Here is a 25,388-nt window from a genome sequence, read left to right on the forward strand (position 1 = left end):
GAGACCCGCCCCCCCCACTCAAAGCATATATGGTCAGCGTTGCTGCAAAGACTAAGTCGCAGCCTGTAATAGAAAAGTCCATAAACCAGCAGGAAGAATCTTCACTGATGAGAACGTCTGAAAAACCTATTACCTCTGCAGCTAATGCCATTATAAAAATTAGAGAACGTGCAACGCCTAAGCCAACTATAGACACTAACAACTACAAAAAAATAGATCTCAAACTAGGCCTAAAGAGTATTTTAAATAAGCACTACAATACATCTCCATTAACACCTCAAATGTCACAAACTTTAACTCAACCGCAGCGGATCACAGTCCCAAAAGAGCATCAAAAAAATGCCATAGACCCATTAAAAATTGAGCAACAAAGTATGCAATTCACCATCTATCGCTTAGGCGATAGGTGTTTTAAGAAGGTGTCGATTGGAGCTGGTGTCATGCCAAAAAATGACCTACCTGATAGTTACATGCTAAGCATCAAATGTGCTAACACAAAAATAACCAACGCCTACGATCAAGTAATGAGTAAATGGTTAGATAAAAAACAATGGTAGCCATTGTTAATAAATGAAAATACCTTGCAGCTCTGTTGCAGATTTTTTAACTACTGATGGGCTACACCCTATCCATTCTCTGTCTGTGCAATCGTTTTTATTACTTATCTATAGTGGTTAAATCAGCAAGGTTTACCTAGAATGCTCGGTTGTTATTTTTATTAACACCTCATCAATTAGGAATTTATTAACTTAGTAATTATGTTGTTACTGCTTTTTGTTTGGTCAACTGGAATACAAAACTTAGCGCAGTCTATTACTGCACTTGCAGTTGCAATGAAGATGGGCGCAACTAAAGCTGATTTTGATGCCGTTGTTGCGATTCACCCCGTATAAGACATTATAACAATGCGCTAGGCGCTAAACTCTAAGTTCTCAATTATAAAAAGCCCTTGCTAAGTAAATAGTAAGGGCTTTTTAATGCTTTTAAATACTTGTTATATTTTGTACAAAAAACCACTTTAAACGTCACATTAAAAACACCCACTCAACATTAAATAAATATCTAAGTCATTATTTTAAAATTAAAAAATTTAGACCAATAAAATATTAAAAATTTAAATTTTGTTTTGACTTTAAAGCATTTTAACGATTAGAATCCCGCGCATTTATAGTTTCTCTTGGTTATTTATGTTTTGACTGCGATCTTTTATTTATTATGCCTAACGGGTATTGCCTCTTTGATTCAACTTGAAGGATTTGAGTTACAACAAAACGCACTTTACAGTGAAGAAACGCTCACTGAACATACGTAAGATATTTTAACTTCTTTAAGCTGTATTACTTACGGCGTTGTAGGCAATGATGTTTGTAAGAGAGTTTGATACCTATCTCGGCTCATACTTTTTTTGATGACGCTTGGCAAAGTATCGTCTATTCAATGTTGGCTGGTGTATTTGTTTATTTAATAGCAAACAGAGGGAGTATTTTTAACTCTTTAAAAGCCTATAGCCTCCCCCCTAGCTATGGGATTTGTTTGTCTGGCATGGTTACTTTACTCGCATTTTCGCGAACAATTGGCACAGATGCATTATGGCATTCAGTAATGGGCGATGACTATGTACGTGTAGTAAAAAAATTGTTGAAGAAGGAATAGAAATTCTTGGCTATACTCTAATCTTTATTTCAGCCATTGAGCTTGTGCTCATATGCCAAAAAAGAATGGCTAAAAATCACAAACATGGCACTGATGAAGTAATTCAATAACGTAGCTCCATTTTTATTGGTTACTTTTTTTGCACTAAATTTGCTAATTGGTTTAACAGCTCAATATACTAGCGTGTGTTTATCAACATACCTACAACTGGATATTATGATTACTGATATATTGCTACACCCATTTCTTGTTTCAATTGTTATGCTTAGCCTTGCACTTGGATTAAAAGTACTTGTTGATAAATTAGCGAAAAACCGCGCAGAAAAGAAAGAAAAAGACATTCGCTATATTTCCCACAATATTAAGCACTTTATTAATTTTACAATGGTTTTATTGCTGCTGTTTATATGGTCAACTGAGATTCAAAACTTTGCGCTATCGATCGCAGCTTTTGCAGTCGCCATAGTACTTGCAACGCGTGAGTTTATTCAATGTGTAATAGGCTTTTTTTACCTGGTAACAACCCGACCATTTAGAGTCGGCGATTGGATTCAGGTAGGTGATTATTTTGGTGAGGTAGCTGAAACAGATTGGATAAAAACAACGATGCATGAAATTGATATAAACACGTATCAATTTTCAAGAAAAACAATTTATATCCCAAACAACAAACTGATCACCAGCTCAATAAAAAACTTAAATTTTGTTAAACGCTTTGTTACACATCACTTTATTATTGTTCGCAGAGAAAGCTTTAATCCATACCCAATTCACGACACATTGACCAAACAAGCTAAACTGTACTGCGAAGAGTTTCAAGAAGTTGCAAGTCGCTATAATTCGATGATTGAACGTAAATTAGATGCAAAAATTTCAGGTCCTGAGCCGGTAATTCACTTTGGTACCACTGAGTTAGGTGAGTTTAAAGCCAGCTTTACCTTGTTTTGCCCTACAGAACAAGCGCTCGAAATAGAGCACAAATTAACAGAGTGCTTTTTTGCATTATGGTATAAAGAGGCTGAAAAAAATAAAGAGGGTGAAGGAGAAGCCTAAACTCCACCTTCATTAAAACAAAAAGCGCGAATTAACTTCGCGCTCATATTTTTATGCTGTACCACCTACAGTTAACTGATCTATTTTAAGGCTTGGTTGGCCTACGCCTACCGGTACGCTTTGACCATCTTTACCACAAACACCAACACCTTTATCAAGTGCTAAGTCGTTACCAACCATCGATATTTTCTGCATTACTTCTGGTCCATTACCAATAAGCGTTGCGCCTTTAATTGGTTGCGTAATTTTACCATTTTCGATTAAATACGCTTCTGATGCGCTAAATACAAACTTACCTGAGGTTATATCAACTTGTCCGCCGCCAAAGTTAGGCGCGAATACCCCTTTTTTAACTGAGCTTATAATATCGGCTTGGCTGTGCTCACCACCTAACATGTAAGTATTAGTCATGCGAGGCATTGGTAAATGTGCATACGACTCACGACGTGCGTTACCTGTAGGGCTTACACCCATTAAACGCGCATTTAACTTATCTTGCATGTAACCTTTTAAAATACCGTTTTCAATAAGTACGTTGTAAGCGGCTGGTGTGCCTTCATCATCCACATTAAGTGAGCCTCGGCGATCAGCCATTGTGCCATCATCAACAACAGTACACAGCTCAGATGCTACTTTTTGGCCCACTTTACCACTAAACGCAGACGCGCCTTTGCGGTTAAAGTCGCCTTCAAGTCCGTGCCCTACCGCTTCGTGTAAAAGCACGCCAGGCCAACCATTACCAAGTACAACTTCCATAGTACCTGCAGGTGCATCAATAGCCTCAAGATTTACTTTAGCTTGGCGTACTGCTTCTTCGGCAAATTCCATCCAACGTGGTTTACCATCAACAAGCTCTTTAAAGTAACCATAATCTAAACGTGCGCCACCACCTGCGCCACCGCGTTCACGGCGACCATTTTTTTCAAGCAGCACTGAGCAGTTTAAACGAATAAGCGGGCGAATATCGGTCGCAAACGTACCATCACTTGCCGCTATTAATACTTCTTCGTATACCGCCGACATTGAACTAATGACTTGCTCTGCATCGGGTGCTAGTTCACGAATGTAGTTTTCAAGTTCGCGTAATAAGCTCACCTTGTCGGCATCGCTCATACTCGAAATTGGCTGATGCGGTGCAAATTGCTCTTTAACTTTAACATCACTAAATACTTTAATCGCTCTATCTTCGCCAGCATCTGCAATGCTACGAGCCGCTGTAGCCGCTTTATTAAGTGCTTCGAGATTTATTGCATCAGAGTAAGAAAAACCCGTTTTTTCGCCGCTTACGGCACGCACACCAACGCCGCGTTCAACGTTATAAGAGCCTTCTTTAACTAAGCCGTCTTCAAGCACCCATGATTCGTGGTGGCTTGATTGAAAATATAAATCAGCGTAATCCACTTTATGCTGATGTATGTAAGCGAGCGTTTTTTCGAGCTCTTCTCTATTTAGCTGGCTGTCGTGTAATAAATGCTGTTCAACCGAATTCATAATAAATGCTCTCTAAATCGTTGATGAGACTGCACGGGCATATCTCGTCTAATTTTTTGTAACTGGTCTAAATCTGCGTTGCAGCTTATAAAACCGGTGCCTGTTGGCAATTCACTCAGGATATTTCCCCAAGGTGAAATAATAATACTGTGACCGTATGTCTGCCGGCCATTTTCATGTGTACCGTGTTGAGCCGCTGCAACTACATAACATTGTGTTTCTATTGCGCGCGCTGTTAATAACGGCTGCCAGTGTGCTTGCCCAGTAGGGACTGTAAATGCACTCGGGACTAAAATAATATTGGCACCTTGGCGAACTAGTTCGTTGAATAAGCCACTAAAACGCAGATCATAACATACTGTTAAGCCTATTTTACCAAAGGGAGAATCAACAACAACCACATCGCTACCTGCTTGGGTAAAATCTGACTCTCGATAGTTCCCTGTTTGATCATCTACGTTTACATCAAATAAATGTATTTTGTTATACGTTGCAACCAGCTCGCCTTGATTATTATATAAGTGCGATGCTGCATAATATTTATGTTTGTTAAATGGTTCAGGCATTGTGCCTGCATTTAACCAAATATTATGGTGTTGGCACAATTCACTAAGTTGTAATTTGTATTGCTCAATTTGCTTAGCAACACGTAACGTATCGTTACCACTTTTACTAAACACTAAAAAAGCCTCTGGCAAACAAACAAGTAATGGCCTTGTTGCGGGAAGTGTTTTAAGTGCACGCTTCAAGCTTGCTATGTTGTCATCAGGGCTTAACCCTGATGACATTTGCAGGGCAACTATTGTAGGTGTGCTTAGTATTTCAGTGTTGTTCATTGCGTTGCTGTTACTTGTGCATCTTTAAGCTTTAAATCGACTGATGCTTGTGGCTGATTTTGCGCAGCTTGCGGTAGCGTAACTTCACGGCTTTTTCTATCGAGTTCTTGAACAATAGGATCGTTCATTTTACCCGTCACTTTAAAGTTGATCTCTGAGATCACGCGCGCAGAATGAATAACTTTATCAATTGCTAAGGCAGCAAGCCCTGTTACTGGGTTTACCATCCATGCAACGATAACCGGAATACTCGAGGTTACCTGAGGCGCCACAGCAAGGTCATAATCTATATCAAGCGTGTTTAAATTTGCATACCCTTTAATAGTTAAATCAGCGGGTACGCCGTCCATTTTGGTATCTTTAGTGTAAGCGATACCGTTTTCTAACTGCATAGTGCCTTGCATGCTGTTATAAAAAAAGCCCTTTGAAAATACATCTCTAAAATCGAGTTTCAGTTTGCGTACTAATGAATCGAGGCTCAGTAACGAAAATACGCGTGCCCCGCCATCGCTCACTTCAGTTAAGTGACCTTCTTCTAAATCCCAAGCTATCTCGCCACTTAAACTTTTTACATCAAAATCATAAGGTGCTGCTTGCCAAGTAAGATCATAATTAAGATCGGCTTTTGAGTCTTTAATCGCGGAGGTTATATCAAACTCACCAAACAGTGCACCTATGTCATCACTTTTAAGCTCGCCACTTAGCGTTGTTAATCCATTTTGCCACTGCCCTTTAGTGCGCAGTACATGATCGCCTTTATCGATTACAAGTTCTGATATTGATAAACGCTCGCCATCACCCAATAATGACGCACTCACTTTATCAAGCTGGTAGCGATCAATTTTGCAGTCACTACATTCAAACTCAATGGCAGGTATTTTAGTAAGCCAGCTTAAGTCTTCCTCAGGAAGTACATCTGTTATTTCAATTAATTGCTCACTAGGCTGTGCAAAATTAAGCCTTAAATAATCGGCATTAATTCGTATGGGCTGGCTAGGCTGTGATGTAGGAATAAAAACGCCAGCTCTAAGTTCTTTAGCATTTAGCTTTAGGTATAGATCGTCTTTTGATGGTGCTAAACGCATTTCAAAATCATTAAAGATGATGTTACTCGCATCAAGCATACCTATATTTGCGACCACCTCATTAAGCGGTGGCATAATCCCTTTTGATTCTTTATCTGGGTTTGCTTTACCCGCTTTAATTATTTGATCAATCAGATTGAACCAAGGCACTAATTCACTCTGTTCAAGATTTATATTTACGCTTAAATCTTTTTGATTTAATCCTAAATCTTGTTTTCCGAGCACAAAATGGGCGTTACTAAACTGTGATTTACCATTTTCTAAAATGGCATTAAAGTAAAACTGTTGGTTAGCGTTTGCTGTAATGAGATTAGAAATGTCATCACCTTGTACTACTGCATCAAGTGCCCACACTTGTTCGCTATTTTTATCATAAGGTGCAGGTAAGTTACTCGTTAAGCCAAGTAGCTCAGAGTTTATCTGAGCGTGGTAATTAAAGCCTTGTTCGGTAAAATTAAGAACTAAGCCAATATCAACATCGCTTTGCCCGCTTAAATAATTTTTTAATATACCCTGTCCACTATCAATTAATGTATCGGCGTCAATTTTAGCGTTTATATCTATGTTTGCTTGGTAATTTTTTGCATCACTTTTACTGCTGTAATTAATATTTAGCGGCATACCCGACCACTTCGCAGTCGCATTTTTAAGTGTGATATTGTCGTTTTTAAAATTAAGCTCGCCAGTTAAGTTTTTAAGCTCAATACCTGGCGTTGCTATAAATACTGGCAAGTCATTTAAATTAACTTTGCCGCTAACACTGGCTCCGCCTTTAAACTTAGAGCCTACCAAAAGCTCAATACTGGCATCGGCTTCCCCTTTGCCCTGTACAACTTTAAAAATTTCAGCAAGAGGTTTGGCAATAGGTGTCGCTGCAAAGAAGTCATGCAACTTCTCCATCTGTGCTTTTTTATCGATTTGTACAATTAACTCGTCAGCATGCATTAAATCTGCAATGCTTACCTGTACACTATTACCAATATCTAAATTAACCAACTTACCTTGCTGGCTATAAATATCCATACGCTCATTAGCAAAATGCAGTGCTATATTCGCATCAGTCACCATTGGCCAATCTGGATCAAATTGATACGTTGCGTTGTCTATTTGCGCCACGACATCAAATTGGCCGGAGCCATCAGTAAACGGAAATCCGGATAACGGCCCTGCAAATAAAATCTGTGCTTTAGATATCTCACCGGCTTTAATTGCACCGTTTAAATGGCTAACAAGGCCTGGACTCATTACTTTAAGCGGAAAATAATGGCCTACTATACTTGCATCTGGAGCAAACACTTCTGCATATAAATCAAGCCTAGGTGCTTCACCAAAGCTAAGTTGCATTTCAGCGGCTAATGTCACTTCGTTATTATCAAACCAAATATTATCACTGCTGATATGCCAAGCATCTGCCTGTTTAGCTAAATCAAGCTCAACATTTAATTGGTTGTAAGGTATATTTTCACTAAAACTGTCACCTGTAACGAGGGTGCCATTTTCGCCAAATAAAGCAATACGACCATTTTTTTGATTGAGAAAACCATTTACGCGCAGACCTTGAGCGGCAGGTACAGAATCCAATTCTTTCCAACCAATATTATTGGCCTCAAACCATAATTGCCACTGCTTAAAATCGTTAAAAATTAGGTGGGCTTGCTTTATTTGCCCACTAGGTTGACGACTTAGAAAAGGGTCAAGCGCATCAAAGCTGGTAAGCTCGGCTAAATTAGCAAGTAGTTCTAAATCAACTTGTTGTAACCATATTTGGTTTTGGGCACCGAGTTGTGCTTCAAACTCTAAACTTGGCCAGGTTGTATTATTACTATTAAATGTTAAACCGGTGCTTTTTAAATGCCAGCTGTTATGCTCAGGATATAAATGAAATCCTCCTTCGCTTAAACTGACTTGTTGATTTTGCTCTGCATTTTTCCATCGCACAAAGCTCGGTAACCATTGCATTTTTATATCACTTACAAGGCCTTTTTCAAGCTTGAGCCAAGCCTGTAAATTTATATCACTACTTAATTGCTGTTTTTCGGTATTAATATATTGTGCAAGCCAATTAGACACATCTACCTTATTCGCTTGTACATACATGTCTCCAGCTACCTGCTCAATACTTTCACCAGTCAGTGCAATACGTGCATCAAAAGTCCCCACCGATATACCTGGCAATGCGAGCGTTCCGCTGCCTAAATGTTGCTCATCTTCATTTTGCCAAATAATATTCTCAAGTAATAATTTGCGCTCTTTTCCATCCGCTAATACAAAATTAATGCTCGAGTTTTCTATAGCAAAGTGGCCTGTATCACCTAAAAAAGCCCCTCAATTAATTCTTTTTGTTCAAACGATACTTCGCCTTTGTCGCTGTTTTCAAATAAGTTTGCAACGTTAACACTGGTATGAAAACCGTTGATTACAAAGTAATTAGATTTTAACTGCAGCGTTTTTAAGCTTTCCCACAAATTAAGCTCTAAACTAGTCTTAGCTATAGTGAGTGAAATAGGCGCGGTTTCATTATCTTTAAACGATAGGTCTTCAAGCACTAAAGCGGGGCCATTACCTTGCCAACTTGCTGATATGGCGCCGATTGAAATGCTTATTGCAAACTTATCATGTAGGTAGGTTTCTATATCGCCTTTGTAGTCGTTTGCATACGGGAGGGTATATTTTAAAATAGAAACAATAACGGCCAGTAATACCAAAATTATGGCGCAGGTTTGCCATAACTTTCTAAAACAAAAAAAACAGACCGCTTTTGCTTTCATTACATCATTACCACATCAAACTGCTCTTGGCTGTATAAGCTCTCTGTTTGAATTTGAACTTGCTTACCAATAAATAGTTCAAGCTCAGCAAGGTTATGATACTCATCGTTTAATAGGGCTTCGCTCACAGCAGGCGCAGCGTACACCATAAACTTGTCGGCAGCGTATGCTCGGTTAACACGCACTATTTCACGTAGTATTTCGTAGCAAACCGTTTCAACTGTTTTTTGCGAACCTCGACCTGAGCACGCAGGGCATACATCACATAAAATATGCTCTAAGCTTTCGCGTGTGCGCTTGCGCGTCATTTCAACAAGCCCAAGTGCAGAAAGCCCATTGATATTCGTTTTAGTGCGATCTTTTGCCAGTGCAGATTCAAGTGAATGTAATACGCGGCGCTTATGCTCATCACTGACCATATCAATAAAGTCGATAATGATAATACCGCCTAAATTACGTAGCCTAAGTTGGCGGGCAATAGCTGACGTTGCCTCTACGTTGGTATTAAAAATCGTTTCTTCTAAGTTACGATGTCCTACAAATGCACCTGTATTAACATCAACAGTCGTCATCGCTTCTGTTTGGTCAATAATGATGTAACCACCCGATTTTAATGTAACTTTACGGTGCAATGCTTTTTGAATTTCGTTTTCAACGTCAAACAAATCAAATATAGGCCGCTCACCTGGGTAGTATTCGAGTACTTGAGAAAGCTGTGGAACAAACTCTTCAGTAAATAACTTTAGCTCTTCATAGGTAAGCTTAGAGTCAACGCGAATGCGCTCCATATCTTCGCCTACGTAGTCACGTAGGGTTCTAAAGGCAAGCGTTAAATCTTCGTGTAAAATACTCGCTTTACTGGTTTTTTTACGGCGAGCTGTAATTTTTTCCCACAGTTTTCTTAAAAAACCGGCATCGTGTCGTAATTCGACTTCGCTAGCACCTTCGGCTGCTGTACGAACAATAAAACTGCCATTTTCATCGCCATATTCTGCGACTATTTTTTTAAGGCGTGAGCGCTCTTCTTCCGTTTCAATACGCTGACTAACCCCTACGTGGGTCGCGTCTGGCATAAACACTAAATAGCGAGAAGGTATAGTAATGTCAGTAGTGAGTCTTGCGCCTTTAGTGCCTAGCGGATCTTTTACCACTTGCACCATGATGTATTGGCCTTGACGAACTAGCTCCCTAATATCTTGTACTTTTTTTATTGGTACGTCGTCGACCCCTTCAACAATAGAAGCACTATTAACAATATCTGATGCATGTAAAAATGCAGCTTTTTCAAGGCCGATATCAACAAAAGCAGCTTGCATACCCGGAAGCACCCGGCTTATTTTTCCTAAGTAAATGTTGCCTACAATCCCTAAGTTACCGATACGCTCTAATTGTATTTCTTGCAGTACACCATTTTCTATTAGGGCAACACGGCTTTCGCTCGGTGTGACATTGATCAGTAATTCTGTACTCATGTTACCTTCTTAAAAATGCGTGTAATAATTGTTCGGTTTCATATAAAGGTAAGCCTACCACACAAAAATAGCTACCCGAAATATGCGTAACGAAGCGGCCGCCCAACCCTTGTATGCCATAACCACCAGCTTTATCTTGTGGTTCGCCACTTAGCCAATAAGCTTTTATTTCTTCATCAGTAAGGGCTTTAAAAGTAACGTCTGTACTTACCACACAGCTTAATACTTTTTCTTGTGTAGCAAAAGCAACTGCCGTTAACACTTGGTGTGTATTACCCGATAAGCGCTTTAACGTTTGCGTAAAGTCAGCCTCATCACGCGGCTTACCTAACGATTCGTTGTCAATAACAACAACTGTATCACTGCCTAGCACTGGGCGGTCTTTATATCCTAGTTTAACCCCTGAGATTGCTTTTAAGCGTGCTAAACGTTCAACAAGCGCTCTAGGTTGCTCGTTTGGAAGTGGGCTTTCATCTGCATCAATACTAAATTGTGTAAATTCAATACCTAATTGGCTTAATAACTCTTTACGGCGAGGAGAGGCTGATGCCAAATATACTGAGGTAGTCATTACCTGATCCTAAAATGTCTGCGGTATTTACGAAGTAGTAAAAAGACCCAAAACCAACTAACCATTCCGGTTGCTACTGGCCATAAATACTGTGGATTAAAGTAAACCCCTAACAAAAAGTGATTTAGCCAAAACTGCATTAAATGATAAAGCGTTAAAAATAAACCAATTAATAAGCTTTGTTGCCAAAGCGAAAAGTTACGAATTTTTTGAAAGTTGCTCGCGGTTACAAATATACATATTGAAAATGTAAGCGAGTTCACACCTAGCGGTGAGCCAGATGCTAAATCTATTAATAAACCAACAACCCATGCAGTACCAATATTTAAACGATGCGGTACCGCAAGCGACCAATACATAAGTACGAGTAAAACCCAGTCAGGTCTAAATGGTTCAAACGAAAAAGGGAGCGGCATTAATGCCATTATTAACGCAAAAAAGATGCTTAGCGCAATTAACAATGAATAACGGTTAATCATCGCTGATTTGCTCCTGTTGATTACGCCATAAAATAACAAGTAAACGAATGCGATCTAATTGCGCAATAGGTTCTGCAAAAACTTGTGCAAACGGGCGGCCTTCATCACGGTTTATTTCGGTTACGACAGCCACCGGATACCCCTCCGGGAATGTACCACCTAAACCTGATGTAACGAGTACATCGCCAATTCGCACATCTAAGCTGTGAGGTACATGCGAGAGCTTAACTACGTTAATTTTACCTATGCCTTCGACAACCGTTCGTACATCGTTGCGAAGTATACGCACAGGTGTAGCATGCGTAGTATCAGTCATGAGTAATACACGTGACGTAGTTGACCCTACTTTAGTTAATTGCCCTACTACACCCATTTCATCAATGACGGCTTGGCCTTCACTGAGCCCATCAGTAGTACCACGATTTATAACAACTTGATGGCTATACGGATTTGAATGTACAGAAAGTACTTGAGCAATAATTTTACGATTTGATTGCTTTGCAGAGGAGCCCAATAAGGCACGCAGTTTTTGATTTTCTCTGGCTAGAAATTGATATTGCTGAAGCTGTTCGCTTTGTAGCATTTGCTTTTTTTTCAGCGCTTCGTTTTCAGTAAGAAGTTGATCCCGCGTATGCAGGCTTTTAGCACTTAAGCTAAATAATTCGTAGGGTAAATTAGCAACATAGATTAGTGGGCTAACTAGAGTATTAAGGCTGGTACGAACAACGGTACCACCTTGCGTATATCTGTCTCCAACTATGAGTACGATACTCAAAAGCACTGCGACAAAAAGTCGCAGTTGCAAAGAGACTGTGCGTCCAAACATTAATTTCATTAGTCGTAACTAAAAACGTCACCACCATGAACATCAATCATTTCCAGTGCTTTACCGCCACCACGTGCAACACACGTAAGTGGATCATCAGCTACAACAACCGGAATACCCGTTTCTTCCATTAACAAACGGTCTAAATCTTTTAACAATGCGCCACCGCCAGTAAGTACCATACCATGCGCAGAAATATCTGATGCAAGCTCTGGTGGTGATTGCTCAAGCGCAACCATTACTGCACTCACAATACCCATTAACGGCTCTTGTAGAGCTTCTAGGATTTCGTGTGAGTTAAGTGTGAATGAACGCGGAACACCTTCTGCAAGGTTACGACCGCGTACTTCAATTTCGATTGGCTCATCGGTTTTAAACGCAGAGCCAATTTGATGCTTAATATTTTCTGCTGTCGCTTCACCAATTAAGCTACCGAAGTTACGGCGTACATAATTAATAATAGCTTCATCAAACTTATCACCACCAATACGAACAGATGATGAGTAAACAACGCCGTTAAGTGAAATAATAGCAACTTCAGTTGTACCACCACCAATGTCAACAACCATAGAACCTGTTGCTTCTGATACTGGTAGGCCTGCACCAATAGCTGCTGCCATTGGTTCTTCAATTAAGTAAACTTCACGAGCACCCGCACCCATTGCAGATTCACGTATTGCACGTTTTTCTACTTGCGTAGCACCACAGGGTACACAAATTAGTACGCGCGGACTTGGACGCATAAAGTTATTGTTATGCACTTGTTTAATGAAGTGTTGTAACATTTTTTCTGTTACAAAAAAGTCGGCGATAACACCGTCTTTCATCGGACGAATCGCTTTTATATTACCCGGTGTACGACCTAGCATAAGCTTTGCTTCTGTACCTACAGATGCAACACTTTTAGGTCCACCAGCGCGCTCTTGGCGGATAGCAACTACTGAAGGTTCATTTAACACAATGCCTTCATCTTTTACATAAATTAGGGTATTGGCTGTACCCAAGTCAATCGATAGATCGTTAGAAAAAATACCACGGAGTTTTTTAAACATGAGGCTGGATGACCTTTGAAATACGTTCTTATATTAGCTGCCTCACTTTAACATGCTCAACCATATGAGCAATATAAAGCGCAGCGCCTTTGTGAATTTGTGAAAAAAGGAAGCAACGCTTCCTTAATTGAGTTTTATCGTTCGCGAACTAAGCGAAAACCAATGTAGTTAGATCTAAAATCAGGCGCTAAAATTAAACGTGTAGATGCACGAGCAAGACTTGGTGCAAAGTTCCACGCTCCGCCTCTTACTGCTACATCAGACTCACCTGATTTTTTGTCGGTCCATTCCCATACATTGCCTACGGTATCGTATAATCCAAATGCATTTGGAGAAAAAGAACCTACCGGTGATGCACGTCTGTTTGACCATTCACTACCACACCAACCACAGTTAGCTAGGTTTTTACCAATTTCGTTACCCCAAGGATATTCTGTCTCGGTTCCTGCACGTGCTGCGTATTCCCACTCAACTTCGTTAGGTAAACGAAATTGCTGTCCTGTTTGACCCGATAACCACTCAGCGTAAGCTTTTGCATCGTTATAAGTTAAACATACAGCAGGAAAGTCATTGCCTTGCTCAAAACCAGGATTACGCCAATTTAAATTTGCTTCCCATACTGGTTCGCCATTTAAATAATACGCACACCCTTTATTTTGTTCTGCTTGGGTTTTATAACCAGTATTTGCTACAAACTTTTCGTAAGCGCCTACAGTGACTTCTTTACTTTGCATAGCAAAAGAATTTGCTATTACTTTTTCAATAACTGGGCGTTCATTGGCTAAACCGTTACCGTTAATATCGCCCATTTTAAATTTGCCTGCAGGAATAACCACAACCGGCGTTTCAACGTTTGTATTTAATACGTTAACGTTTTCACTTACTTGGCGTGTTGTTACCTCTGGTTGCTCTCGAGTATAGGTCGGTGCAGCAATCGACTTAGGCTTTTTTACTAAATTTGCACTAATTGTTTGTGCTTTATTCAAATCAACACGAACTTGGTAAGGTTTGTAGCCAAGTTTACGTATTTCAATGTTATGAATTCCAGGTGGTAAGCTTGTCACTAAGCGAGTAGAGCCAAAGCTAACACCATCTATAAACACTTCATCATCGTATACGTTTGATCGTAATGTCAGCTCGACTGATTGATCCTTCTTTTGATTAACAACAGAAGAGTAATCTTTTTTCACTGATACAGGTTTAACTGAATAATCACGTACTGGCTGCTCATTTAATCGAGAAACAGAGACCGTGCTGCGATTATCCGCGCTGTTACTGAACGTTAACTGACTATCGGAAAATGTATTATTATAAGTAGGCTGATAAGCCGCTGTTAACGGGGTGCCATACTCAGAACAATAACGATTATCTATGCTTAATAAGCTACATAAACGACTGCTGTTAACTTCACCGCGCATCGTTACGCTTAAGTTGACGTTGTAATTACCTTGACCGCTAAATGCACTGTTAACTACATGACTACTTAATATTTGTACTTGAGCGCCAGCCAAGTTACGCTTTGGCTCAACAATTCGCTCTTCCGTCAAGTTTGCAAATATCTGATCAACAAAACGCTTCGTTGCTTTTTGTAAACCCATTTGCTGACCGCGTTGTTCACACGCTGCTAGCGTTTCTGTTCGCTTACAGTTAATAGTGTGGTTAACCTCAAGTGTACCTTCGCGTGTAAACTCGTTACGTAAACGCTCCACTCTAGCCGTAGTTAATTGCTCTTTTAAACTTTCTAATGTATTTAAAAGTGTATGCTTGGCAACACGTATTTGTTCTATATCTTTACGGTGGGATGCAATTGCCGCCAACTGCATAGAAATATCATCTTTATTTTGCTTATGATCAATCACCGCTTTTTGATAACGTGATTGAGCTGCACTAATATTAATCGTCGGATCATCAATTAAACGGCGATACATTTCGTTCATCGCATCGAGCGCTTGGTTTTTTTCTTTATCTAGCTCAGTTGAACGAGAACGAAGTAGCTCTAATTGATTTTGTAACTGACTTTCTTCTTTTAAATGTTTATCAAGTATTCTTGTCGAGTTATCGTATTCTGTTTGTTTAACACTAATCTCTGACTCAATTCCAGTTACGGTAGCGGTGTCTTGTGCAAATGCACTACTTGCTAACAAACTAGCTGTAATCAACAGAGATAAAGGAGTAATTCGCATATATTCCAGTCCCAAAAAGCGGCAATTATTTGGTCGTTATTATTTTTTATAATTAAAGCCTTATGCTATGTACTTGCAGCACAAAACACAAGCTTTGTTCAATTATTATCTTAGTTTACAACTATTCGCGTGTTTCACGCCAGTAAATAACCCGATCATTTACTCTAAAATGACCAAATTGCAAAAAAGTACAAAGATCAAACTATGTAGTATCACCCTGCAAATACTATTTTAATCAATCATAAGTATTGTTTTTAATATAAGTTAATCAAACCCCTTTGACTGTGCATGAAGGCCGTTGTTTTAAATCCACGACTGTTGTAGTGCTGTTCTTATATACAAATGAGTAGTGAGTGAAGTTTAAAATCTATGTTATTGCCAAATAATGAACGCTCAAATCTAAAGTCTATTAGTAATATATTTAGCCATAGACAAATCGCTCATCGGCTACCCTATACCTAAATATTAATTAACAGCCTGTGATAACAAGTGTAATTTTAGGTGGAGTTATAATCACTGAATGAGTATTGCTATTGGCGCGTTCAGCTTGCGTATATTCAATGCGGCAATTATCTTGCGCCACATAATTATTAGGGTAAATGACAACGGTACCTGCAGTTGTCACTTCATCAATATTAAAGCCATCTATATCTGGCGTTGCAGAAGAGCTGATAATAACATCTAAAAATGCCTCAAATGCGACCTCTGTTGCTGCTGGGTAACCGTAAACTGTAGGAATGACACCACCATTATTAGCCGTAACACTAGCTGTTGCTTTTTTATGATTACTGGCAATAATTGACTTATCATTTACAGTGTTGATACCGATACTAATTGATTCTTGAAGTGTTTCAAGAATCGACGCATTCGCTTCACCCTGCAGGTTTAAAAAGCGTGGAGCAGTGAACACCGCTAAAGCCCCTAAAATGACAATAACAATGATTAATTGAACTAACGAAAAGCCAGCTTGCCTTTTTATGTGTATTATTTTTAGTAATTGCTCTTTCATGATCAAACCTCCTTTTACAATTAGCTAACTTTAGAACAGGTTTACTAATCAAGCTACTCAAACTTTACTAAACGTTATTTTACTGTAATGAAAATTAGAGCGTGTTGATCTTTATGAATTAAAATTCATTCAATTCAAGGAAGATTTAATCGCGGCGCGAGGTGTGTAATCTAGTGGGCTCAGTAACTGCTCCAGCGTTACCTGGCTTACTCCGTGTAATAACTAAAAGCCAAGCAAAGCTTTCATGTTCTGCTTACTCCCCTACCTACATCCATGCAAGCAGCAAAGAGTCAACCGACTCTAGAAAGAACCCAAAGGGCTGTGCATGTTTGGCATTTATGCTGCGTTATCGCCTATTTATGATCAACAGCCACACAGCAATGACTTTGCCTTGCTTTAATACCCAATAGTCAGCTGTAAATTCAACCACCAAAGATCAACACGCTTTAAGCAAATCAAGTACTATTTTATATGGCCACTTTTATGTATAAGCTATAAAATCAATACGGTGTATCGATACTACCTATTCATAATGAGCTAAAATGTCAGCATCTTTCAAAATAAACGAAACCACTATTACACAAACAATTGATGCTTTATGGCTAAAAAATAAAGGTATTGAGCTGAAAATAAAACGAGATGACCTATTACACCCACTTATAAATGGTAATAAATGGCGTAAACTCAAATATAATTTAGCGCAAATGCAAACGCAGAATAAAACTGAATTACTTACATTTGGTGGTGCCTTTTCAAATCATATCCACGCCTGCGCTGCAGCCGGAAAACTATTTAACTTAACAACACATGCAGTTGTTCGCGGCCCTGAATTAGATCAAAGCAACCCAACGATTCAATTTGTAAAGCAATGTGGTATGCAGCTTCATGTGGTTAATAGAATTGAATATAGATTACGCAACGATCCTCACTACCTGAAAGATCTCCAAGCTCGCTTCCCTAATGCTTATATTCTACCTGAGGGGGGCACTAATTATTTTGCTGTGCCAGGCTGTGCTGAATTAGCTCAAAGCTTACCCAAACATGACTATTTAGTTTGCCCTACTGGCAGTGGTGGAACCCTTGCCGGACTTATTGAAGGCAGTCAGGTTACAACTCAAGTAATAGGAGTAGCGGTATTAAAACAAGCGAAATACCTTGAAGAAGAAGTACGTAAGTTAAGTCACAAAGCAAACACACAAACTAATTGGCAACTGCTATGCGATTTTCATGATGGTGGCTATGGTAAATTTACCCCTGCGCTATGGCAATTTTGCCAAGAAATGGCGAAAAATCACGACTTACCCTTGGAGCCAATTTACAGTGGTAAAATGATGTATGCCTTGTGGCAGTTAATAAAACAAGACTATTTTCCTGCAGGTAGCAAAATAATAGCCATTCATACTGGCGGTTTACAGGGTTTAGACGGACTTAAATATAGAGGGCTAATTTAATGAAATACAGCCTGCGTGAACTCTTGCAGTAGTTTTGAAAAATAAAACCCTTGCGCACCAGTAACACCGAGCTTAGCAAGTATTCGCAGCTCTTTTTGAGTTTCTACACCAACGGCATAAACAGGTAGATTTAATAGTTTGCCTGCGTTAACTATTTCTTTTATACGTTTTTGATTATGTGTTTTTTCATTAATTAAGTGCACTAATTCATAGCTAAGTTTTAACCCACGCACCTCTTCATAATCAATAAGCATGGCAATATTTTCACTACTTTTTACATTATCAATAATGATCTGCGATCTGTGCTTTTTGATTATATTAAACGTCTTAATTAATCTCTCTCTGTTCTTACAAAAGTACACTTCGCTCATTTCAAATTGTAACTGGCTACATAAATTAAGATTATCCATTTTCATGGCTAACCAATCCCAAAACTCATCGCTAAGCCAATTATTAGGATGTATATTAATACTCACTGTAAGCGGAGATTTTTCAGCCATCACTAATGTTAAAATTTGCGATAACACCGCTTTATCTAATATCAACGCATCGCCTTTGCTTTCAACTTGGTTAATAAAATACTGGGCAGCAAGTAACCCATACGTGTCGTGCCTTACTCTAATTAATGCTTCGTGCTCTATAATATCGCCACTAATAAGGTCAAACACAGGCTGAAAAGAAAGTATAAATTTATTCTTTTTAATGTTATTGATCACCTGTTCACTGCAAAATAACACGTCTTGGTTATTACTAAGCGCCAACCGATGGCGATGAATCAACACGCTCTTTTGAGAAAGCGCCAGGGCAGATTGAGCTAACTGATATACTTTTTTCTGATCGGCCCCTAAACGATAGTTACACGCACCCAGTTTAATACTTTTGCGAGTCGCGTTTTTTTGATGACTTTGACAAGCAATAAAAATACTTTTGTGCAAACGCTCGGTGTAGCGATCGAGCTCTGCAATGGGCACATTATAAATTGTAATTGCTAGGCCTCCTGGGTTGATTAGCTTTACCGATATGTTTTTTATGCCCGGAAAACTCTTCACTACAAATATTTCAAAACTAGCTTTTATGTCTGTGTTTTTATCAAATTGACTATCCAAACTAACCAATATAAATAAAGTATGGTATTGCGGTGCCGCGGCATATAACGAACCTAACTCATCGTCTTTTACCGATTTGATTAAACCAGGTTTATACTGCTGATTTAGCAAATCTGCTTTTTTTTGTAGATTATGAGATAACGCTACTGGTTTTAGTTTTAATCTATTCCCCCAACAATAAAATGAGCTTGCAGCGCCTAAGATAACTAAGTTCAATAAAAAAATAAATAACTTTCTATTATCCAAGTTGGTAAATGGTAAAGGCCTATGCTGAGTGTTTTATACGAAAAAACCTCAAGCTCTGGCTTTATAAGGTTTTTAAAAACAAGTGATGGCGACTCAGGTGTAAGCATAAAGCCTTTGCTTTGAGCCAATGCTGCCATTATTTTTTGATCTATGGGTGAGTTTAATTGCAACTCATAAATTTGCTTAATCAGCTGCTGCCCAGTGAGGTGTGTTTTTAGGTGTAATGCATTATCTAAAATAAGGTTAAAACCAATCAACGAGATCACAAGTAAAGCCAGATAAATCAGCTTAAATTGATTCGAAAACCAAAACGATCCCTTATACATAACAACCCACCTGTTAACTTACTAACCAAAGTGTTGTCTAAAAAAGCCATAAGTACAAGGTGACAAATTAAGTTTAAATATATAACTTAAATTCTGGATAATTAATTTTTCTCAAGCTACTATTTTCAGCGCTATTTGTGTTGAACTTATTTGCAATAGTTCGGCTATTGACGCGTAAATTCGCCTTACTTTCACTAAAAACCGCTAGCCAGAGAGTAATAGGATAAAATAGTATTTTACTTCAATGGCATAGAAAACCTATTAACCAAAATTCAGGTTAATTAATTTTTATCTGAAAAATAATGCAAATATAAAACAGTAACTCAGTTGATTGGACTAAAAACTCATAACTATTAGCTACGCAAATAAGTGGGTTACTTTAACTTTACCTGTGTAACAACCACATAAAAACAAAAAAGCCGCTAAATAGCGGCTTTAAAATATTTTTCAACATTTTGTATTTTGTCTATCATTTAGAACGGAATGTCGTCATCAAAATCAATGGTTGGTTCCATTGGATTTGATGCGCCACCTTGCGGTGCACTTTGTGGTTTAGGAGCAAAGCCACCTTGCTTTTGTGGTGCACTATTTTGTTGTGGTGCAAAACCACCTTGTGGCTGGTGCTGATTACTGTGTTGCGGAGCAGGTGCAGATTGAGGTCTTGCTGTAGGTGCCGCTGGCGCTGCTTGCTGCTGTGGTGCGTAGCTATTTTGCGGAGCATGGCTTGGATTATTTTGACCATAACCACCACCTTGTTGGCCGCCTTGATTACCTTGGTAACCACCACCTTGTTGCCCACCTTGCGGCTGATTACCCTGGTAACCGCCACCGCTTTGTTGATCGCCACCACGGGCACCTAACATTTGCATTTGACCTGTAAAGCCGTCTACAACAATTTCAGTTGTGTATTTTTCTTGGCCTTGTTGATCGGTCCATTTACGCGTTTGAAGTTTACCTTCTACATAAATTTGTGAACCTTTACGACAATATTCACCAACAATTTCAGCTAATTTGCCAAAGAACACAACACGGTGCCACTCAGTTTTATCAACCATTTGGCCAGTGTTCTTATCTTTATAGCTATCCGAAGTTGCTAAGGTAATATTTGCTACACCATTGCCGTTAGGCATATAACGAACTTCAGGATCTTGCCCTAAATTACCAACCAAAATTACTTTGTTCACACCGCGTGCCATGGAACCATCTCCTATAAATGTTAGATTAAACCAGCGACTTTACGCGCTTGGTCTAGGTCAAATTCTTTATCATTAATCTTTAAATAGCTGCGACTTTCATCGCGAACTACAGTTGCTTCTATTACACCTGGTAAAGCAACTAACTGAGAAGCAAGTGTTTGAGCATGCTCTTCAGAATCTAATTTGGTCATTAAACTAATAACTTTACTTTTGGGTGGGACTTGCATTTTCCACGCAATAATAAGCCATATTAACCCAACAAGTGCCGCTGCCGCAAACACAGCTTGCGTCGTTGTAGTTTGTGCTACATAGCCACCTAACATACCGCCTAAAAAGGCGCCTAAAAACTGACTAGATGAGTAGCCACCCATTGCTGAACCTTTTTGACTTGCAGGTGCTATTCGCGATACAAGCGCAGGCATAGTGGCTTCTAAAAAGTTAAACGCCACAAAATAAAGCAGCATACACACCGCAATGCCTACTACACTATTAACCCATACTGACATTGCTAACATACTAATAGTTAACAAGGCTACTGAGCCAATAAATGCTTGTTTTTCTTTCTCTTTTTTAATGGCCACAATCATTATTGGTACCATTAATAAAAATGCTAAAAATAGCACTGGAATATACAAATACCAGTGCTGGTCGGCAACCAAGCCATCTTTAATTAATTGACTCGGCAGTACCACAAAAATTGTGGTTAGCGTTAAGTGCAGTAGCAATACACCTGCATTTAATCGGGCTAACTGAGGGTGTTTAATTAATTTTTTAATGTCGCTAAAGCTTGCTAATGTATCGCCTTTGGGCGCTTTACTTACCGCATTTGGCACTAGCATAGTCACTATAAATATACCAAAAACAGCTAAAATAGCAGTCAACCAAAATACACCCGCAATACCCCACGAAGCGGCAACAATTGGCCCAAGTAGCATAGCAAAGGCAAAGCTCATTCCTATGCTCATACCAATAACGGCCATTACTTTTGGTCGTTGCTCATCGCGGCTTAAATCTGAAGCAAACGCAAGTAGCGCACTGGCTATTGCGCCCATACCTTGAAGAGCGCGGCCTACGGTAACCATTTGAATAGAGTCAGCTAATGCAGCAACTACAGAGCCAATGGCAAATACGACTAAGCCACCAACAATAACTTTTTTACGACCAATTTTATCGGATAATCGACCCATAGGTATTTGTAATACGGCTTGCGTTAAACCATACGCACCAATGGCAAAACCAATCCAAATAGGCGAAAAACCTTCAAGCGATTGTCCATAAATAGCCAATACAGGCATCAGCATAAACAAGCCGAGCATTCTAAATGCAAACACACTCGCCAGCGATACTGCGGCGCGTTTTTCTCGTGAATTAAGTGAAGATGCGGTCATTATCTGCGTGATCTTACTCTATGAAAAATTGAGGTTGGGATTCTACCATAAGCTTGGCAATAATTAATCGCCTATAAGTAAGGATTTTTTCATTGATCAAGGATTAATCTTGCTTCGTATTATGCGATACTGAGTAAATAACTTTGGTAATAAACGAGATAGCATGGAAAACATTGAAGTCAGAGGCGCCCGTACGCATAATTTAAAAGACATCAGCCTAACCATTCCACGTGATAAATTAATAGTTATCACTGGGCTATCTGGTTCGGGGAAGTCATCACTTGCATTTGATACACTTTATGCAGAAGGGCAACGTCGGTATGTTGAATCACTCTCTGCGTATGCAAGGCAATTTTTATCGCTTATGGAAAAGCCTGATGTAGATCACATCGAAGGCCTCTCTCCTGCCATTTCTATTGAGCAAAAGTCAACGTCTCATAACCCGCGTTCAACCGTAGGTACTATTACTGAAATTTACGATTACCTACGACTTATGTTTGCCCGCGTTGGCGAACCACGATGCCCTACACATGATTTACCACTGGCTGCGCAAACCGTTAGCCAAATGGTAGACACGGTTTTAGCGCTGCCTGAAGGCAGTAAATTAATGCTGCTTGCGCCAATAGTAAAAGAGCGTAAAGGTGAGCACGTTAAGTTATTAGAACAGCTATCTAGCCAAGGTTATATTCGCGCCCGTATAGATGGTGAAGTATGTGACTTGTCTGATCCACCAACGCTTGAGCTTCATAAAAAACATACAATAGAAGTTGTTGTAGACAGATTTAAAGTAAAAGATGGTTTACAGCAGCGTTTAGCAGAATCGTTTGAAACCGCACTTGAAATGTCTAACGGCGTTGCACATGTAGCATATATGGATGATATCAGCGCTGAAGAGATTCTATTCTCAGCAAACTTTGCCTGCCCTACTTGTGGCTATGCAATGACTGAACTTGAGCCGCGTTTGTTTTCGTTTAACAACCCCGCTGGTGCTTGTCAAACCTGTGATGGCTTAGGTATACGTCAATATTTTGATCCTAATCGCGTAGTGCATAACCCGGAGTTAAGCCTTGCTGGCGGTGCAATTAAAGGCTGGGATAAACGCAGCTTTTATTACTATCAAATGCTGCAAGCGGTTGCTGAACATTATAGTTTTGATTTAGATGTACCTTATCAAGATTTAGACAGCGACTCGAAAAAAATTATTTTAGATGGCTCTGGTAGCACTAAAATTGCGTTTAATTACCGTAACGACCGAGGGGACTTAATTACGCGCAATCATGAGTTTGAAGGCGTGTTAAACAACATGAATCGCCGCTACCGCGAAACTGAATCAAACTCAGTACGCGAAGAGCTTGCTAAATACCAAACAAGCCAAGCATGTCCTAGCTGTCATGGCTCGCGCTTACGCGAAGAATCGCGAAATGTATTTATTGGAAAAACCAATTTACCTGCAATCACGTGCATGAGTATTGGTGAAGCGATGAGCTTTTTTGAAGGGTTAACGCTAACCGGACAAAAAGGCCAAATAGCTGAAAAAATACTAAAAGAAATTCGCGACCGTTTATCGTTTTTAATTAACGTTGGCTTAAACTACTTATCACTTGAACGCAGCGCAGATACGTTATCGGGCGGTGAGGCTCAGCGTATCCGCTTAGCGAGCCAAATTGGTGCAGGCCTTGTAGGTGTAATGTACGTACTAGATGAGCCATCTATTGGATTACATCAACGCGATAATGACCGCTTATTACAAACATTGGTCCATTTACGCGACTTAGGTAACACCGTTATTGTGGTAGAGCACGATGAAGATGCTATTCGTGCCGCTGACCATATTATTGATATTGGCCCTGGTGCCGGTGTTCATGGTGGTTATATTATTGCTCAAGGTACACGCGACGATATTTTAGCAAGCAAAGAGTCTGTTACGGGCCAATTTTTATCTGGCGTACGTAGAATAGAAATACCAAAACAACGTCACCCAACGAACGATAAATGGCTAGAGCTATTTGGCGCAACGGGTAATAATCTTAAAAATGTGGATTTAAAAATCCCATTTGGTTTAATGACTTGTGTAACCGGTGTATCGGGCTCAGGTAAATCAACGCTAATTAACGACACTTTATTTAAACTTGCTCATACAGAGCTAAATGGCGCAACAACAGCCGAAGCTGCGCCGTATAAATCAATTAGCGGTTTAGATCATTTTGATAAAGTGATCGATATTGATCAAAGCCCAATTGGTCGTACTCCGCGCTCAAACCCAGCAACGTATACCGGTATATTTACCGGCATTCGTGAGTTATTTGCAGGTACACAAGAAGCCCGCTCACGTGGCTACAAAGTAGGTCGCTTTAGCTTTAACGTTAAAGGCGGACGCTGTGAGGCTTGCCAAGGTGACGGCTTAATTAAAGTTGAAATGCACTTTTTACCTGATGTGTATGTACCGTGTGATGTATGTAAGAGCAAACGCTATAATCGCGAAACACTCGAAGTACAATACAAAGGTAAAAACATACACCAAGTGCTCGAGATGACTGTTGAAGACGCGCATGATTACTTTGATAAAATACCGGCTATTGCCCGTAAGCTTAAAACGCTGATGGACGTTGGTTTGTCGTACGTGCGTTTAGGTCAAGCCGCTACTACTCTCTCTGGTGGTGAGGCGCAACGTGTAAAATTAGCGCGCGAGCTATCAAAGCGTGATACGGGTAAAACACTCTATATATTGGACGAGCCAACAACAGGCTTACACTTTGCTGATATTGAACAGCTACTTGTTGTACTTCATCGTCTGCGCGATCACGGCAATACAATTGTTGTTATTGAGCACAACCTCGATGTTATTAAAACAGCAGATTGGGTTATCGATTTGGGACCTGAGGGCGGTGCTGGCGGTGGTGAAATACTCATTGCAGGTACGCCAGAAGAAGTAGCCGAATGTGAGCGTTCACATACTGGGCATTACTTAAAACCTCTATTAAATAAATAGAGGTTTAGTTGTGACAAATCAATCGGCACTAAGGTTATTTAACTGTCGAGGTTACACTTAATTAAAAATAGCGAGAAGACTTACTTCTCGCTATTTTTTTGCTCTAATTTTTCTTTTATCAACATAATACCAATCCGCAATAATACTTAATCATTTTGCGGGGCTAAACGTGTCGCTATCTGTGTTAAAAAATTCTCATTTACGACTC

20 protein-coding genes and 1 pseudogene are annotated in these 25,388 nt (G+C 39.5%); 7 read left to right on the forward strand and 14 right to left on the reverse strand.

The annotated features are described in order from the left end of the window. From P20652_RS10460 to P20652_RS10455, 4 genes are all read left to right on the forward strand, one after another. Window positions 1-557 (forward strand): hypothetical protein (locus P20652_RS10460; protein ID WP_033017389.1); only part of this gene is annotated, 557 nt, incomplete at its 5' end. Between the two features lie 201 nt (window positions 558-758). Further along, complete coding sequence (locus P20652_RS21330) at window positions 759-893, forward strand: hypothetical protein (RefSeq protein WP_008168212.1); 135 nt, start codon at window positions 759-761, stop codon at window positions 891-893. A 484-nt stretch (window positions 894-1,377) separates the two neighbouring features. After that, complete coding sequence (locus P20652_RS20845; RefSeq protein ID WP_237707108.1) at window positions 1,378-1,653, forward strand: hypothetical protein; 276 nt, start codon at window positions 1,378-1,380, stop codon at window positions 1,651-1,653. Between the two features lie 216 nt (window positions 1,654-1,869). Beyond that, window positions 1,870-2,706: a mechanosensitive ion channel family protein gene (locus tag P20652_RS10455; protein WP_033017393.1), complete on the forward strand. Its 837-nt coding sequence runs from the start codon at window positions 1,870-1,872 to the stop codon at window positions 2,704-2,706. Window positions 2,707-2,757: 51 nt separating this feature from the next. Here P20652_RS10455 and tldD read toward each other — a convergent pair whose 3' ends face one another. The 10 genes and pseudogenes from tldD to P20652_RS10405 all read right to left on the reverse strand — a co-directional run bounded on the left by tldD (window position 2,758) and on the right by P20652_RS10405 (window position 16,478). Then, a complete protein-coding gene (gene tldD, locus P20652_RS10450; protein ID WP_008168218.1) occupies window positions 2,758-4,197 on the reverse strand; it encodes a metalloprotease TldD in 1,440 nt (479 codons plus the stop codon). Next, window positions 4,194-5,033 (reverse strand): carbon-nitrogen hydrolase family protein, encoded by an 840-nt coding sequence (locus P20652_RS10445; protein WP_008168220.1) that lies wholly within the window; start codon window positions 5,031-5,033, stop codon window positions 4,194-4,196. Before P20652_RS10445 ends, tldD begins: the two co-directional genes overlap by 4 nt. Further along, window positions 5,030-8,886: pseudogene (locus P20652_RS10440) on the reverse strand (YhdP family protein). The gene P20652_RS10445 and the pseudogene P20652_RS10440 overlap by 4 nt, the downstream one beginning before the upstream one ends. Further along, window positions 8,886-10,358, reverse strand: coding sequence for a ribonuclease G (gene rng, locus P20652_RS10435; protein ID WP_008168227.1), 1,473 nt, complete (start codon window positions 10,356-10,358; stop codon window positions 8,886-8,888). Before rng ends, P20652_RS10440 begins: the two are co-directional and overlap by 1 nt. 1 nt (window position 10,359) lies before the next feature. Further along, on the reverse strand, window positions 10,360-10,929 hold the full coding sequence (locus P20652_RS10430; protein ID WP_008168229.1) for a nucleoside triphosphate pyrophosphatase: 570 nt from the start codon (window positions 10,927-10,929) through the stop codon (window positions 10,360-10,362). Continuing rightward, a complete protein-coding gene (gene mreD / locus P20652_RS10425) occupies window positions 10,929-11,408 on the reverse strand; it encodes a rod shape-determining protein MreD (protein ID WP_007586341.1) in 480 nt (159 codons plus the stop codon). The genes P20652_RS10430 and mreD overlap by 1 nt, the downstream gene beginning before the upstream one ends. Next, a complete protein-coding gene (mreC, locus tag P20652_RS10420) occupies window positions 11,401-12,243 on the reverse strand; it encodes a rod shape-determining protein MreC (RefSeq protein ID WP_173400216.1) in 843 nt (280 codons plus the stop codon). The genes mreD and mreC overlap by 8 nt, the downstream gene beginning before the upstream one ends. After that, window positions 12,243-13,286 carry a rod shape-determining protein gene (locus P20652_RS10415; RefSeq protein ID WP_007586338.1) on the reverse strand — a complete coding sequence of 348 codons (1,044 nt, stop codon included), beginning with the start codon at window positions 13,284-13,286 and terminating at the stop codon, window positions 12,243-12,245. The genes mreC and P20652_RS10415 overlap by 1 nt, the downstream gene beginning before the upstream one ends. A 134-nt stretch (window positions 13,287-13,420) precedes the next feature. Further along, window positions 13,421-15,469 (reverse strand): formylglycine-generating enzyme family protein, encoded by a 2,049-nt coding sequence (locus tag P20652_RS10410; protein WP_008168234.1) that lies wholly within the window; start codon window positions 15,467-15,469, stop codon window positions 13,421-13,423. 469 nt (window positions 15,470-15,938) lie between these two features. Continuing rightward, the gene (locus P20652_RS10405) at window positions 15,939-16,478 is read right to left on the reverse strand and encodes a type II secretion system protein (RefSeq protein ID WP_008168236.1); all 540 of its coding nucleotides are present in this window, start codon (window positions 16,476-16,478) and stop codon (window positions 15,939-15,941) included. A gap of 173 nt (window positions 16,479-16,651) precedes the next feature. Here P20652_RS10405 and P20652_RS10400 point away from each other — a divergent pair, with 173 nt between their 5' ends. Next, window positions 16,652-16,888: a hypothetical protein gene (locus P20652_RS10400; protein ID WP_008168238.1), complete on the forward strand. Its 237-nt coding sequence runs from the start codon at window positions 16,652-16,654 to the stop codon at window positions 16,886-16,888. 132 nt (window positions 16,889-17,020) lie between these two features. Then, window positions 17,021-17,929, forward strand: a complete 909-nt coding sequence (locus P20652_RS10395; RefSeq protein ID WP_008168239.1) for a 1-aminocyclopropane-1-carboxylate deaminase/D-cysteine desulfhydrase — start codon at window positions 17,021-17,023, stop codon at window positions 17,927-17,929. Here the strand turns inward: P20652_RS10395 and P20652_RS10390 are convergent. From P20652_RS10390 to P20652_RS10380, 4 genes are all read right to left on the reverse strand, one after another. Next, window positions 17,926-19,251 (reverse strand): EAL domain-containing protein, encoded by a 1,326-nt coding sequence (locus P20652_RS10390; protein ID WP_008168242.1) that lies wholly within the window; start codon window positions 19,249-19,251, stop codon window positions 17,926-17,928. The genes P20652_RS10395 and P20652_RS10390 overlap by 4 nt on opposite strands. Beyond that, window positions 19,248-19,547 carry a hypothetical protein gene (locus P20652_RS20850; protein ID WP_237707109.1) on the reverse strand — a complete coding sequence of 100 codons (300 nt, stop codon included), beginning with the start codon at window positions 19,545-19,547 and terminating at the stop codon, window positions 19,248-19,250. The genes P20652_RS10390 and P20652_RS20850 overlap by 4 nt, the downstream gene beginning before the upstream one ends. Window positions 19,548-20,080: 533 nt before the next feature. Beyond that, window positions 20,081-20,803, reverse strand: a complete 723-nt coding sequence (gene ssb, locus P20652_RS10385; protein ID WP_008168248.1) for a single-stranded DNA-binding protein — start codon at window positions 20,801-20,803, stop codon at window positions 20,081-20,083. A 20-nt stretch (window positions 20,804-20,823) separates the two neighbouring features. Then, window positions 20,824-22,191 carry an MFS transporter gene (locus P20652_RS10380; protein WP_008168252.1) on the reverse strand — a complete coding sequence of 456 codons (1,368 nt, stop codon included), beginning with the start codon at window positions 22,189-22,191 and terminating at the stop codon, window positions 20,824-20,826. Between the two features lie 163 nt (window positions 22,192-22,354). Here P20652_RS10380 and uvrA point away from each other — a divergent pair, with 163 nt between their 5' ends. Then, the gene (gene uvrA, locus P20652_RS10375) at window positions 22,355-25,180 is read left to right on the forward strand and encodes an excinuclease ABC subunit UvrA (protein ID WP_008168254.1); all 2,826 of its coding nucleotides are present in this window, start codon (window positions 22,355-22,357) and stop codon (window positions 25,178-25,180) included. Window positions 25,181-25,388 lie beyond the last annotated feature (208 nt).

It is taken from the genome of Pseudoalteromonas sp. BSi20652 (assembly GCF_000239855.1).
In the GTDB taxonomy this organism is placed as follows: domain Bacteria; phylum Pseudomonadota; class Gammaproteobacteria; order Enterobacterales; family Alteromonadaceae; genus Pseudoalteromonas.

Coding starts and splice junctions, on each gene's coding strand:
- rng (WP_008168227.1), bottom strand. CDS start 10,358: ATGAGTACAGAATTACTGATCAATGTCACACCGAGCGAAAGCCGTGTT.
- mreC (WP_173400216.1), bottom strand. CDS start 12,243: ATGAAATTAATGTTTGGACGCACAGTCTCTTTGCAACTGCGACTTTTT.
- P20652_RS10445 (WP_008168220.1), bottom strand. CDS start 5,033: ATGAACAACACTGAAATACTAAGCACACCTACAATAGTTGCCCTGCAA.
- P20652_RS10455 (WP_033017393.1), top strand. CDS start 1,870: ATGATTACTGATATATTGCTACACCCATTTCTTGTTTCAATTGTTATG.
- P20652_RS10430 (WP_008168229.1), bottom strand. CDS start 10,929: ATGACTACCTCAGTATATTTGGCATCAGCCTCTCCTCGCCGTAAAGAG.
- P20652_RS10405 (WP_008168236.1), bottom strand. CDS start 16,478: ATGAAAGAGCAATTACTAAAAATAATACACATAAAAAGGCAAGCTGGC.
- mreD (WP_007586341.1), bottom strand. CDS start 11,408: ATGATTAACCGTTATTCATTGTTAATTGCGCTAAGCATCTTTTTTGCG.
- uvrA (WP_008168254.1), top strand. CDS start 22,355: ATGGAAAACATTGAAGTCAGAGGCGCCCGTACGCATAATTTAAAAGAC.
- P20652_RS21330 (WP_008168212.1), top strand. CDS start 759: ATGTTGTTACTGCTTTTTGTTTGGTCAACTGGAATACAAAACTTAGCG.
- P20652_RS10410 (WP_008168234.1), bottom strand. CDS start 15,469: ATGCGAATTACTCCTTTATCTCTGTTGATTACAGCTAGTTTGTTAGCA.
- P20652_RS10415 (WP_007586338.1), bottom strand. CDS start 13,286: ATGTTTAAAAAACTCCGTGGTATTTTTTCTAACGATCTATCGATTGAC.
- ssb (WP_008168248.1), bottom strand. CDS start 20,803: ATGGCACGCGGTGTGAACAAAGTAATTTTGGTTGGTAATTTAGGGCAA.
- P20652_RS10380 (WP_008168252.1), bottom strand. CDS start 22,191: ATGACCGCATCTTCACTTAATTCACGAGAAAAACGCGCCGCAGTATCG.
- tldD (WP_008168218.1), bottom strand. CDS start 4,197: ATGAATTCGGTTGAACAGCATTTATTACACGACAGCCAGCTAAATAGA.
- P20652_RS10395 (WP_008168239.1), top strand. CDS start 17,021: ATGTCAGCATCTTTCAAAATAAACGAAACCACTATTACACAAACAATT.